Below are 13,144 nucleotides of genomic sequence, written 5' to 3'. Positions count from 1 at the left end.
TCATGTCATTCTGAGCGCGAGCAAAGCGAGGGCGAAGAATCCCCTTTTACTTTCAGCAACCCATTGAAAATAATCTTTACGCATTCATCGGGGTCAATGAGATTTTCAGGATCTTCAACCACTGACAATACATATCCTCTTATGATATGCATTATCAGCTTTGCAGCCTCCTCTGAGTTATATTCTTTAAACTCATCTAACTGAACACCTTTCTCAATTACACCTTTTAGTAATTTTTTTTGTTTCTCAAAAAACTCCTTTTTAATTTCCATTCCGAAGGTAAAACCCAGTTCTCTGGTATGTATAAGTATTAATTCTCTATTTTCTGTTGCATGCGCAATAACACTTTTGACATACTCTTTAAGTGCTTCTTTAGAACTTCTTACTCTGTTCAAAATAGAAGAGAGCTTTAATTCTAAATCTTTTATTTTTTCTCTCATTAAAAACAGGAAAAGTTCTTCCTTATTCCTAAAATAAAGGTAAACTCCTCCAACACTTATTTCTGCTTCCTTTGCAATCATTCTCATAGTAGCACCACTGTAGCCATACTGGGAGAATACTTTTATGGCTGCATCAATTATTCTTTTCTTTGATTGATATCCTGAACGCCTGCTTATGTTAACTACCTCCAATTTTAAAAATTACTTTTTAGATTTCTTTTATAAGATATTGCCATACATTTCTTTCAAAAAAACTTCCCTCAACATTTTCTTCCATCTCAAGAAACATTTTAAAAGGAACAGTAAAAGTAAGGAGATTATCTCCAAGCTGTTTTTTTACATGTGTTCTTGCTGAAAGGTCTGTAAGACCAATAACCGCTCTCTGGAAATCTGATTTTGCCTCTCTATATGCGTATATTCCCATTGTTTGACAGCCTGCACCCCATGGAACTATTACATTCTCAAAACTTTCTCTTCCATAACTTGCAAGAACAACGAGGGCAGAAAGCTGAGGAGGATTTACAGGAAATACTATAACTATTGGCTCCTCTTCGTCTAAATTTACTTCCTTTAAAGGTTTAAAAATAACATATTTTGTAGGAATCTCAATGATAGGTAACTGTTCAACAAATTTTTTAACATGTTCAGGAGTTTTTAAATATCTCTCTCCTTCAAGAAACTCCTCATAGAATTCTTTAGTTACATGGGGTTTAATTTGTTCAGCTACATTTTTCCCAATCTCCCATTCTTTGTTACCTGATGAAAGGAAATAATAAAAACATTCTATTCCTCCAACCATATCTAAATATGTATTACCAAAACCAAGACCAACGCCTCCACCCCAGCAACCGTACGTGTTTCTATCAAAAACAACTATTTTACCTTTTACAGCATTTGCAAACAACCACATAACGCATCCCCATTTACCTTCTTTAAATTGCAAGGCATTTTCTGGTCTTTTATCTGACCATATGATTGCCACAGGATTTAATTCCATTTTTAAAGCCTTTGCTATTTTGCTTTCCATATTTCAGCCCTCCTTTCTTATATGAGACTGTTCAAAATTTCCCAGTTTCTTATAAATCAAGGAATTAGAATTTAATATTTTTCATTTACCTCCATCTGTCATTCCGAGGAGCGTTAGCGACGAGGAATCTCCTCTTTCCGATTTAAGGAGGAGACCCTTCGCTTACGCTCAGGGTGACCCTAAGGGTCAGATTCCTCACACCCATTGAGGGTACTCGGAATGTTCCGTGTTCTTTTGTCAAGTGCTTTTTACCAAACTGGGATTGAATTCTTTCCCACTTCTCAATACTCCAAAACACTGCCTGAGCAACTTATGCCCCACTGCCACCAATGCCAACTTCTTTGACTTCCCTTTTTTCAATAATCTCTCATATAATCCCTTGCAATATACATTCACCCTTATCGCTGACAGTGTACACATATAAAAAACCTTCCTCACATAACTGTTGCCCCTCTTCATTATGCTTCCCCTCCCCCTCACTGTATCTCCACTCTCATACGGCGAGGGACATATCCCTACAAAACTCCCTACTTCCTTCGCTCTGCTAAACCCCTCAAATCCCCTAAGCATTGATACTACTACACTTATCGCTCTGTCACTTATCCCAGGTATGCTCTCAAGTAATTCCCTCTGCTTCTTAAATTTTTCCCTGCAAAGCTTCTGTATTTCTTTCTCTACCTTTTTCATGCTACTGCTCAGTGCCTTTATTATCCCATCATAATACCTTAGCACTTTCTTGATGCCTTCCATAGGAACATGGCTCAATGCTTCCCTCTGGTTCTTAACCATGTTTATCTGCCTCTGAAAATCATCAAGTAACCTCAACCGGGTTTCTATTTGCTTCTGAGCCTCTGTCTTAGGTCTATATAGCTTCCCATCAAAAAATTGCCTCCCATACTCAGCTATCACTATGGAGTCTACTTTGTCTGTCTTTGCTCTCTTGCCCTTTGCCTCAAAAAATTTCCTCATTGAATAAGGATTAATCACTCCTACATTATATCCGCTCTCATACAGATAATGAGCCAATCTTAGATGATAGACCCCTGTATGCTCCATAACAATTAGTAACTCCGATTTTTCTATCTCTTTCAAATGCCTATTCAATTCCTTCTCAAATTCCTCTGGACAATATAAGCTCTTAAACGTTACTGTAGTGTCTCCATTGAGTATCGCTGCATTAAGATACTTCTTTGATACATCAATACCTATGAAAACTTTGTAAGTGCTCATTATAAACCCCTCCTTATTAGTATATTGATTTTTTCGGAGGACTTCCTTTAACCTATCATCGTGGTAAGTAATACAGGTTCCAGACCTGATGTTCCCGTTCAGGTTCAGGAAGCGCAAGGAGAGGGAGCAACATTCCGAACGGTCTTGCATGACCAATGACAACTCGCTCTTCCTCTCCTTCACTTTTACTCCTCCTCTATAATTGTAAACCATCACCACGATCTTTAACCTCCATTATTTAATATACGATGACCTTCAGTAATTGAACAGCCTCTTTTATACACATATTATATCACTTTTTTGTGTATAAATTGCTGCTTTGAATCAACAAAAAAGTAGGCATTAGTCTGTCAGGGATTTTGGTCTGAAAATCAGGCTTGTGATTCAAAAAAGGAAACGAGGGCATTTTATTTCCAGTTTTTTCCTGGTTTTCCCCAGTCATATTTATCAAACTTACCAGAAGGATAGTCATAGGTGGCTTCAAGAGTTAAAAGTTCTTCATCGTCAGTTCCTTGGAGAGTATCTTTCCAATGAGAAAGTTTCTCCTCAGGATTAAGTCCCAGTTCAGCTTCAATATGATCAGGTAGAGTATCTCCATCTTTGTCCTTTTCGGGATTGTATCCATCTGTCCAGAAAGTTAGTGCATTGTTGAAATGGGTAAACTCATGCATGATTATCACTGCAAAGGTATCTATGTGCGTATATGTGAGAAAATTTCTACTGGTTAATGTTGATGGAATTGAGAGTTTTATCGCTGGTAGTCTAATAGTAAAATTCTGCCTGTCTTGAGGTTCAAGATTTTTATTTAAATCGCAGACATTTATTGTTTTATGCTCAGAGTAATAGGGATTATATTGTCCTACCACTCCTCCATGCAAACAAACGCATTTATCAATTGGAATACTATCACAATGAAATGCCAATCTCACATTTTGTCCAAAGGGCATTGCTGCAGGAGTCTGCTTCCAGTAATAAAACCAGTTGGGATATCTGCCTTGAGGATTGTTTTTTTCGTCACGAGGATAAAAAATTAGAATCTCCCTTGTCTTCTCAAGTGAGCATCCGTCAATATTCAGACGAGCTTTAACTTTCTGTTTACCGAAGGATTCACTGTGTGTTGGTAATCCGTTATATGTTACCTTTACAGTCGGACCTTTTGGTTTGGACAAACCCGAAGATGGTTGAAATACCTTATGTGAGCCTTCCATCTCAGGAATTTCCCACTCTATTGATTCTTCATATTTAACAGGAGTAGTTTTTGCTCTAAGTTCAAGGGTAAGAGTTCCTGGATTTTGTTCTGTAAAAATATACCTTTCTCCCTCTGAAGGGGATAATATTTCTATATTAACGCTTTTGGGTTCTTTGCATTTTTCAGGTTCATCCTTTTTGACTTTGAGATACAGAGTGATGGTGGAACCAGTTATGCAGCTTGACGATTTGTCAACATTTCCGATATTTTTAGTTATTTTAAAGCTACCTATGTTTAATAATTTTTCAAGTTCATGATTAGTTAATTTCCACCTTCCACTTGTGCAACCTACTTTGGTAGAGTCTGAATAATGAAGTCCATCTTTTGTATAGAATATTATTTCTGGAGTATTGGCTACTATCTCTAATTGGTCTTTCTCTAATTGATCTATGTCCACCACTCCCGAGTAGAAATTAGGATAAATTTCTCCTTTATTGATTTCGTAGTGAATAAAATTTGCATATCTTGTGCAAAATTTTGGCACAAAATAACTCCATTTTATACAGGTTTTTCCATAAAAATTCTCCACTTTTATGTTTGTTGAAAGGCTATCAAGTTCATATTCTTTATTTTTCTCAAACTCTTTTTTATAAGTATTATATTTGCGAACAACTAATATATTACCTACAAAGGTCTCTTTAATTCGGTAAAATAGTTCTTTTTCTATATGACTACTGTCATAAAACCTTTTTTCTCCTCCGTTAATTACTATATAACCTTCAACTGGAATAGCTTCTACGATTTGAGGTTCTTCTTCCTGGTTTTCTAAATCTTCAAACCTTTGTTTTGCCTGTCCATACTGCATATTTAATATATCTCTCCGCCTCTTAATTTCCTTCTCCGGGGTGTCGGCAGGTCTTGATGTAATAACGGGAATTCCTAAAATTTCTTCAGTTTTTATATTAGCTTCATCAATAGTAATTATAGATTCCTTATATTTTTGCATGAGTTCATTAAAATCTATTGTTTCTTGAGCGAAAAGATTAAATTTGTTTTTTTCTTCAATGGGTGATTGAGCTGACGAGTTGCAATAAAAAGCGATTAGTAAAAAGAAAAGAGTTGAAAATAAAAAAATTTTCCTTTCTATCACTTTAACCTCAAGTTTCTCCTTTTCCCTCAAGTATAATGATTAACATAAATTTTTTCAATTGAAAGTTGAAAAAATAAAAGAATAAACCTTATTCAATAGAGAGTGGACACGGTCAATTAGTAGAGGTTAAACTTTCTGCATAAGCAGGAAGAAAAAATTTTATAGGGGCAGTATAAATAAAACAAAACAATGCAAAGCATTTTCCTGGGGAGGATGTCCGAAAGTATCAAACAGACCGCAGAAGAAAAAGTGGCAATAGTTTTGGAAGGAATTAAATGCGGTAAATCTGTAGCTGACATTTGCAGATAGCACAAAATTAGTCCACTTATTATCGTTGGAGACTCTTACACAGGAGTGAAACTCTGTAACCCCTTGAAAATACTTATCGGGGCGAGTGGATTTGAACCACCGACCCCCTGCTCCCAAGGCAGGTGCGCTATCCAAGCTGCGCTACGCCCCGATAAATTTTAATCTAATAGAAATCCTTGAAAAAAGTCAAATTGTTATCTGTGCTTAAAATTTAGTATTATATATCAAATACCTTTCCGGAGGTGTATTATGTTAGAAAATATTAAATGGTTTGGGCATGACAGCTTTAAAATTACAGGAGAAAAAGTTATCTATACGGATCCCTTTCAAATTAAAAAGCCTGATAAGGCTGATATTATTCTTGTTACTCATGAGCATTATGACCATTTCAGTCCTGATGATATAAAAAAACTTTTAGCTCCTCACACAGTTATTGCTCTTCCAAAGGATTGTTCAGGCAAGATTAAGGCAAAAGAAGTTATTGTTAAACCAGGAGATAAAATTAATATAGAAGGTGTGGAGATAGAGGTTGTTCCATCTTATAATTTGAACAAAAAGTTTCATCCAAAGGAGAAAGGTTGGGTTGGATATATTTTCAAAGTAATGGGGAAAAGAATTTATATTGCAGGAGACACTGATTATATTCCAGAAATGAAGTCTTTTAAAGATATTGATATTGCTTTGCTTCCAGTTTCAGGAACTTATGTAATGACTGCTGAAGAAGCAGTTCAGGCTGCGTTGGATATTAATCCTAAGATAGCAATTCCAATGCATTATGGAAGCATTGTTGGTTCTGAAAAGGATGCTCAGTATTTTGCTGAAAAACTCAAGGGCAAAATAGATGTTATAATACTTCAACCAGAGAGGTAAACTATGGAATTTACAGGAGAAGAGTTAAAAAAGTTATTGTCTTCAAAAATTCAGGAAATTGGTAAAGAAATTGTAGTTTATGATGAGGTTGAATCAACTAACAGCAAGGCAAATGAACTTTTAAAACAGGGATATCCCTCAGGAACAGTTGTTGTAGCAGATAGACAAATAAAAGGCAAAGGCAGATTGGGCAGAAAATGGATTTCGCCTTCAGGGAAAAATCTTTACATGAGCATTGGTATAAAACCGACTATTCCTCCAAAATATGCTACATTACTTACTTTAACCAGTGTTGTAGCATGCACAACAGCTTTGAGAAGATATGCAGATGTGCCTGTATTGATTAAATGGCCTAATGATATGCTTGTGGATGATAAAAAAGTTGGTGGAATTCTTACAGAAATGAAGATTGAAGGAGAAAAAATAAAGTCTGCTGTAGTAGGCATTGGTATTAATGTAAATATGACAGAAGAAGATATGCCAGAAGAGATTAAAGAAATAGCCTCTTCTCTTAAGATATGTAAAGGAGAAGATTTTTCAAGAAGTCTTCTTGCTGTGGAAATAATCAAAGAATTTGATAAGTGGTATCAATTACTTGAAAAGAGGCAGAGAAAAACAATTATTGACCGATGGATGCAGTTGAGTGGCACCATAGGAAGGCAAGTTAAAATTGTTTTATCTGACAGAGAGCTTATTGCTACAGCTGAAGCTATAGATGAGGAAGGTAGGCTAATTGTAAAGCTAACTGACGGAACATATGAAAAAATCTGCGCAGGGGATGTTACTTTACTCCGAGCAAAATAATGCTTGTTGCTGTTAAAATAGGAAATTCCACTATTAATCTTGCTTTTTTCAAAGATCCCTATCAATCTGATTTTAGAATTGTTTCATTTGATACACAGGAAGTATCAAGCTGGACTGATAATCAGAAACTCCTTAATTGTCCATTTCTCAGTGATAATTATAATTTTGACTGTATAATATGTTCTGTTGTACCTGAAATTACAGAGAAATTTCTGGATTTTTTTACAAATATCTCTCATAGAACAATTGTTATAGATTACAAAACTCCTTCAGGATTAAAGCTTAATCTTAATAAACCAGAAAGTTTTGGAGTTGACAGACTTGTTGCTTCTGTGGCTGCCTATGAATTATTCAAAGAAAATATCGCGGTTGTAGATGCTGGAACAGCTACTACAATCACAGTCGTTACCAGTGAAAAAGAGATTGTTGGTGGAGCAATAATGCCAGGAATAGGCACAATGAATTATGCTCTTAATGAAAAAACATCAAGTTTGCCACTGATTGATTTAAATAAGGATGTTGAAGTACTTGGCAAAGATACTCATTCAGCAATTCTAAGTGGAATAGTTTTAGGAACAATTTATGCAGTTGAAGGAATAATAAGCGAAATTGAGAAAAAAATAAACCGTGACCTTATAATTCTTTTAACGGGTGGATATTCTAAGTTATTATCAAAATACATGCATAAAAAACATTTATTGAATAAATATCTTGTAATTGAGGGTATGAGATTGATATACTTAAAAAACATTAAAAATTAGGAGGGTGTTATGAAATTTCAGAAGATTCTTTTACCAACAGATTTTTCAGATGAGTCTTTGTACGCTCTTTCTTATGCTGTAGATTTTGCGAAAATGTTTAATGCAAAATTATATCTTCTTCATGTTATCTATGATATTGAAAAAGCATCAAATCTTCATATTCCTCATCCGTCAATAACCGAACTTTATAAGGACTTAGAATCTCATGCCAAAAGAAATCTTGATTCTTTTGGTATTGATATTCGTGAAGATTTCAAAAATGTTGAAACAGCTGTTTTAAGAGGAATTCCTTATGAGGAAATTATAAAGTTTGCTAAAGAAAATAGTATTGATTTGATTATTATTGGAACACTTCCAAGAAGTGGAGTAGAAAGATTTTTTGTTGGAAGTACAACACAAAGAGTTATAAGAAATGCTCCTTGTCCTGTTCTTGTTGTAACTAAAAAATAGTAAGAATGCAGTGTGAAGTTTTAGTTGTTGGTGGTGGACCTGCTGGTAGCACTGCTGCAAGATTACTTGCAGAAAAGGGAATAGAAACAGTTTTAATTGAAAAAGACCTTACATTTAACAAGCCCTGTGGAGGAGGGATTCCGTCTGCGGGGCTGAAAGAATTTAATATTTTAAATAAACTTCAAAATCAGATACCTTTTAACATAGTAACAAAGGTGAAAATATTCCCTCCTTTTTCAGAACCAATAGAGGTTTCACTACAAGGTGGAGAAATACTGATTTTTAATCGCCAGAGCTTTGATTCATTTATGAGAAAGTTAGCTGAGAAAAGTGGAGTAAAAATTATTGAGGCAGAACTAATAAATATAGAAAATAGTAAATTAACAGTTAGAAAAAAAACTGGTGAAGTTCTGGAAATTTATTCTAAATATATCATTGCTGCTGATGGAGTTAACTCAAGAGTATGCTCTATTAAAGGGTGGTCAAAACCTGAATACTACTGGACAGTTAGTCTACATGTCCTTGAAAACTTTATAGATACAAAAGATACATGCGAATTCTGGTTTGGTAATTCTCATGCTTCATTTTTTTATTCATGGGTTTTCCCCGGTGTAGACTATTTTTCAGTGGGAACAGGAGCAGAAGATATTAAAAAACTAAAAACTCTTATTGATAACTTTGTTGAAAAAAGGTTTGCAGGTAAGTTAAATATTAATTCTTTCAAGCTAAGAGCTTATAAAATACCAAAATGGGGAAGAAGAAGTTTTTTTAAAGAAAATGTTATTTTTTGTGGTGATACTCTTGGAACGGTGATGCCTATTTCATTTGAAGGGATATATTATTCTATGAAATCTGCTCAATTTGCCTCTGAAGCAATAGTGCAAAAAGATTTAAATCTTTACAAAAAATTATGGGATGAAAATTTTCTAAAGCAATTTAGCATAATGAAAAAATTTCAGGATTACATGTTTGGCAATGATGAAAGAATAGACAACTGGCTTAATATTCACAGAAATCCTGCTATTCAGGAACTTGCGATGGCTTTATGGCTGAGGAAAGAACATGGTAGTAAACTTATTCCTCTTTATTTAAAAGCTTTTGGAAGTCTTATTTCAAGAATCGCTACATTTAAGATAAAATAAAATTGTGAAAAAAGCTTTAATTTATTCTTGTATTTTCCATATTTTACTATTTATTTTTATGCTGCTTTTACAGGATTATTTTAAGTCTCAACAACCTTCAGAGCCTGTTTCAATTATAATTGTACCTATAGCTCCGCAGATGCCTAAAATGCCACCTTCTGTAAAAGCTCTTCCACCTAAGACATTAGAAAAACTTCCTCCTATAAGAGAATCAAAACAACCAAAATATTTAAGTGCTATTCCAAAAGGAAATCAAGGGCAGAAAGAAGATAAACAGAAAGAAACTGCTTCCACAGGGAATTTAAAAACAGAGAAACATTTTACAGAATTAACTCCTAAGCAGTCTCCTAATATTTTTGATAAAGATGTAATTGCCCGACTTTCAAGAAAATCAAAGGAGAAGCAAGAGTTAGAAACATCACGCGGTTTAAGTTTTTCTGCAAAAGAATTCAATGATTGGGGATACCTTGAAAGACTTAAGGAGAAAATAGAAAGAGTCTGGCAGTATCCTCCTCAGGCTGCTCAGAGAGGTATATATGGTGACCTTTATTTGAGATTTACAATTGATAAAAAAGGCAAACTCGTTTCTGTAGAACTTTTGAGAACATCCGGCTATAGAATGCTTGATGATGCAGCAATTAAAGCACTGAAAGATGCTGAACCATTCTGGCCATTACCTGATGACTGGCAGAAAAATACTCTTACAATAACAGGACATTTTATCTATACACTGCACGGCTTTTATCTGAGGTAATCTTTTCAATTTGAATTCTTGGTGCATCAAGCCATAATCTTTCAAGGTCATAGTAACGTCTTGTTTCTTCAAGAAATATATGAACAATCACATCACCATAATCCATTAAAACCCAGTGAGCATGTGAAAAACCTTCTATTCCGTAAAGCTTATACCCTTCCTGTTGCATTGTTTCTTGTAAATATTCTGCCAGTGCTTTCACTTGGGTTGTGCTTTCAGCAGAACAGATTACAAAGTAATCAGTTATTATGGTAAGCTCTTTCAGCTCAAGAATTTTTATATCCTGCGCTTTTTTGTCATGAAGGAATTCTGCTGTTTTTAAAGCCTTTTCTTTTGAATCCATTGTTTTAATTATATCATAATTTATTGAATTTCAAAAATTACAATTTCCATTGAAGCAAAAAACTCACTAATGCAACTGAGACTATAGAAGCTGTTTCAGCTTTTAAAATTCTTTTGCCTAAGGAAGCTGTTTTTATATTCATTTTCTCTGCTTGGCTTACTTCTTCCTGACTGAATCCTCCTTCGGGTCCTATCAATAAAAATATGTTTTTATCATGATTTACTTCAGATATTGTTTGAATTAAAGGTGATGTAGCCTTTTCCCAGAAAAGAATTCCATTGTCTATGTTTTTAATCAATTCAGAGAAATTAATCACATTGCTTATCTCAGGAACGATGCTTCTATGTGATTGTTCTGAAGCTTCTTTAGCAATCTTTTCCCATCTTCCAATTTTACGAGTATGTCTTACAATACATCTGTCACTAACAAATGGGATAATTTTTTTTACACCAAGCTCTGTTGCTTTTTGTATAATCATATCCATTTTTTCACCTTTAAGTAGAGCTTGACATAAAGTTATTGAAAATACATCTTCTGTATGAAGTTCTTCTTCCTGAAGAATCTCTATAGTTTTTAAGTCAATTATTTTTGCATGAAAGCTTTTTCCTTTACCATTAAAAATTGAGAGAGTATCTCCTGGATGGCATCTTAAAACATTGAAAAGATATTTTCTGTCTTCATTTGAAAGTTCTAAAATTTTCCCTGGAAAAAATTCACAGTGTTGAACACAAAGTCTTATTTGACTCATTAGAAAATTAGTTCAGTGCCAATACCTTTTTGAGTGAAAATTTCAAGAAGTAAACTATGAGGAATCCTTCCATCTATTATGTGAGTTTTTCTGACCTCTCCTTTAAGTGCATTAAGGCAGGCATAAACCTTCGGAATCATCCCTCCGCTAATAATTTGTTGTTCTATCAATTTTAAAGCTTCCTCATTTTTAAGAGTAGGAATATGATTGTTGTTTTCATCGGTTATTCCTTTAACATCAGTAAGAAGTATAAGTTTTTCAGCTTTTACTGCTACAGCAATTGCAGAGGCTACTGTATCAGCATTTATGTTATAACTTTGACCTTTTTTGTCAAATCCTATGGGTGCAACAACAGGAATAAAGCCTTTATCCTGCAAACTCTCCAACACATCTACACAGACTTCTTCTATTTCACCAACAAATCCGATATCTGTTTCTTCATTATTGATTTTTAAATATTTCTTTTTTGTTTTCAGGAGATTTCCATCTTTTCCTGTAAGTCCAACAGCTTTTCCACCATGAGAATTAATAAGTTGAACAATTTCTTTGTTTATTACTCCACCAAGAACCATCTCAACAATCTCCATTGTTTCTTTATCAGTTACCCTGTGCCCATGAATAAACTGAGGCTCTTTATCAAGTTTTTTCATAAATTCTGTAATTTTTGGTCCTCCTCCATGTACAACAATAGGTTTTATGCCTATAAAATTGAGCAAAACAATATCCTGAGCGAAGGCATCTTTAAGAGAAGGGTCTTTTTGAGCGGCGCCTCCATACTTTATTACAAAGGTTTTTCCATAGAATTTTCTTATATACGGAAGTGCTTCAACAAGGATATTTGCCTTTTCAAGAAGTGTTTGTTCTATTTCATTCATTTAGTTCTTCTCAGAAACTCTTCTATATCAAATGCAGTGCTAACAACTTCTTTTGCTTTTAATGCTTTATCCTTTTCTCTTATGACAGCCTTGCCCATAAGTTTTTCCATTTTATCAACTGCTGTAAATGTATCCATACCAGTAACAATAATTGGAATACCTTTTGCTTTAGCAATTCCTGTTACAGTTTCATTAACATGCATTCCGCCAGTAAGTATTAAACACTTTGTGGAAGTTTCCATTGCAACTATCTGGATATCTGTTCTGTGAATGCCTGTTATAACCGCTTTGTTCGGAATTCTTAAGAAATAGGAAAGTGCTGTTTCAGGATCCATTGCTCCGATGGATAGATTATCAACAAATTCATCAAGTTTGTCTTCACAGCAGACAAGCCCACCATTTACTGCTTCCATAAGCCTTCTTACTGTAACAGCTTCCAGAAATTTATCTTTTTTGAAAACTCCCAAGACTTTTATTCCCCTTCCTTCAATAAATGGAACTACCTTTTCTTTTACATAATGAAACTGTTCAGGAGGAACTTTATTTATAACTGCACCTATAAATTTTTCACTGCTTAACTGTCTTATACCGAATATGTCATCCATTGCAAGTTCGCTATCCCAGTGTTGAATAGCTATAACCTTTCCATTTGTCTCCTGTAGTAAGCTTATAACATCAATTCCAAGTGTAAATCCTTCAAATATGTTGTTAGGTCCGACAACTATTACAAAATCTTTATTACTTTGCTGTGAAAAGGAGTTAATAACTTTTTCTTTTATTTTTAAATCAGTGCCTTCAAGAAGTTTATACTGTGTTTCATAAGTAAAAACGAAAGGAGATATTACACTTAATGGTTCTTCAAGTCCTAATAACTCCTTTATAAAAACAGCTTCTTCATCAAATATTTCTTCACCTTTTTTTAAAGGAATTCTTCCGAGTGGTCTTATATAACCTGTTTTATAACCTCGTTCTTGAAGAGTGAGAGATAGTCCTAAAGCAAAAAAGTTTTTTCCTGTAAAGGCTCGATTTGATATTATAAAAATGGGTATCAT

The 13,144-nt window shown here is 34.3% G+C and carries 14 protein-coding genes and 1 tRNA gene; 6 read left to right on the top strand and 9 right to left on the bottom strand.

What is annotated here, in order from left to right:
• Nucleotides 1-5: 5 nt before the first annotated feature.
• The 5 genes from THEYE_RS07990 to THEYE_RS07970 form a co-directional block, all read right to left on the bottom strand.
• Nucleotides 6-632, bottom strand: coding sequence for a TetR/AcrR family transcriptional regulator (locus tag THEYE_RS07990; protein ID WP_012545597.1), 627 nt, complete (start codon nt 630-632; stop codon nt 6-8).
• A gap of 16 nt (nt 633-648) precedes the next feature.
• Nucleotides 649-1,467 (bottom strand): DUF169 domain-containing protein, encoded by an 819-nt coding sequence (locus THEYE_RS07985; protein WP_012544947.1) that lies wholly within the window; start codon nt 1,465-1,467, stop codon nt 649-651.
• A 237-nt stretch (nt 1,468-1,704) separates the two neighbouring features.
• Complete coding sequence (locus THEYE_RS07980) at nt 1,705-2,697, bottom strand: IS110 family RNA-guided transposase (protein ID WP_428985663.1); 993 nt, start codon at nt 2,695-2,697, stop codon at nt 1,705-1,707.
• Between the two features lie 407 nt (nt 2,698-3,104).
• Nucleotides 3,105-5,036: a hypothetical protein gene (locus tag THEYE_RS07975; RefSeq protein WP_164924864.1), complete on the bottom strand. Its 1,932-nt coding sequence runs from the start codon at nt 5,034-5,036 to the stop codon at nt 3,105-3,107.
• A 385-nt stretch (nt 5,037-5,421) separates the two neighbouring features.
• Nucleotides 5,422-5,496 (bottom strand) — tRNA-Pro (locus THEYE_RS07970).
• A 98-nt stretch (nt 5,497-5,594) separates the two neighbouring features.
• Between THEYE_RS07970 and THEYE_RS07965 the strand changes: the two genes are divergently transcribed.
• Genes THEYE_RS07965 through THEYE_RS07940 form a run of 6 tightly spaced genes read left to right on the top strand, consistent with a single transcriptional unit; the run spans nt 5,595 to nt 10,126 of the window.
• Nucleotides 5,595-6,215 (top strand): MBL fold metallo-hydrolase, encoded by a 621-nt coding sequence (locus THEYE_RS07965; RefSeq protein WP_012545344.1) that lies wholly within the window; start codon nt 5,595-5,597, stop codon nt 6,213-6,215.
• Nucleotides 6,216-6,218: 3 nt separating this feature from the next.
• Nucleotides 6,219-7,019, top strand: a complete 801-nt coding sequence (locus THEYE_RS07960; RefSeq protein ID WP_012545308.1) for a biotin--[acetyl-CoA-carboxylase] ligase — start codon at nt 6,219-6,221, stop codon at nt 7,017-7,019.
• Complete coding sequence (locus THEYE_RS07955; RefSeq protein ID WP_012545475.1) at nt 7,019-7,780, top strand: type III pantothenate kinase; 762 nt, start codon at nt 7,019-7,021, stop codon at nt 7,778-7,780. Before THEYE_RS07960 ends, THEYE_RS07955 begins: the two co-directional genes overlap by 1 nt.
• Nucleotides 7,781-7,789: 9 nt before the next feature.
• Complete coding sequence (locus THEYE_RS07950) at nt 7,790-8,230, top strand: universal stress protein (RefSeq protein WP_012546571.1); 441 nt, start codon at nt 7,790-7,792, stop codon at nt 8,228-8,230.
• Nucleotides 8,231-8,235: 5 nt separating this feature from the next.
• Nucleotides 8,236-9,372, top strand: a complete 1,137-nt coding sequence (locus THEYE_RS07945; protein WP_012546404.1) for a geranylgeranyl reductase family protein — start codon at nt 8,236-8,238, stop codon at nt 9,370-9,372.
• Between the two features lie 4 nt (nt 9,373-9,376).
• Nucleotides 9,377-10,126: an energy transducer TonB gene (locus tag THEYE_RS07940; protein WP_012545592.1), complete on the top strand. Its 750-nt coding sequence runs from the start codon at nt 9,377-9,379 to the stop codon at nt 10,124-10,126.
• Here the strand turns inward: THEYE_RS07940 and rsfS are convergent.
• Genes rsfS through THEYE_RS07920 form a run of 4 tightly spaced genes read right to left on the bottom strand, consistent with a single transcriptional unit; the run spans nt 10,092 to nt 13,144 of the window.
• Entirely contained in the window at nt 10,092-10,469 is a 378-nt protein-coding gene (gene rsfS, locus THEYE_RS07935) for a ribosome silencing factor (RefSeq protein ID WP_012546466.1), read from the bottom strand. The genes THEYE_RS07940 and rsfS overlap by 35 nt on opposite strands.
• 37 nt (nt 10,470-10,506) lie before the next feature.
• Entirely contained in the window at nt 10,507-11,217 is a 711-nt protein-coding gene (locus THEYE_RS07930; RefSeq protein ID WP_012546112.1) for a 16S rRNA (uracil(1498)-N(3))-methyltransferase, read from the bottom strand.
• Nucleotides 11,217-12,092 (bottom strand): acetylglutamate kinase, encoded by an 876-nt coding sequence (gene argB, locus THEYE_RS07925; RefSeq protein ID WP_012544977.1) that lies wholly within the window; start codon nt 12,090-12,092, stop codon nt 11,217-11,219. Before argB ends, THEYE_RS07930 begins: the two co-directional genes overlap by 1 nt.
• Nucleotides 12,089-13,144: a DRTGG domain-containing protein gene (locus THEYE_RS07920; RefSeq protein WP_012545048.1), complete on the bottom strand. Its 1,056-nt coding sequence runs from the start codon at nt 13,142-13,144 to the stop codon at nt 12,089-12,091. Before THEYE_RS07920 ends, argB begins: the two co-directional genes overlap by 4 nt.

This window comes from Thermodesulfovibrio yellowstonii DSM 11347 (genome assembly GCF_000020985.1).
GTDB lineage: Bacteria > Nitrospirota > Thermodesulfovibrionia > Thermodesulfovibrionales > Thermodesulfovibrionaceae > Thermodesulfovibrio > Thermodesulfovibrio yellowstonii.
Note: the sequence above shows the minus strand (reverse complement) of the source record. Positions and strands in the feature narration are given on the sequence as shown.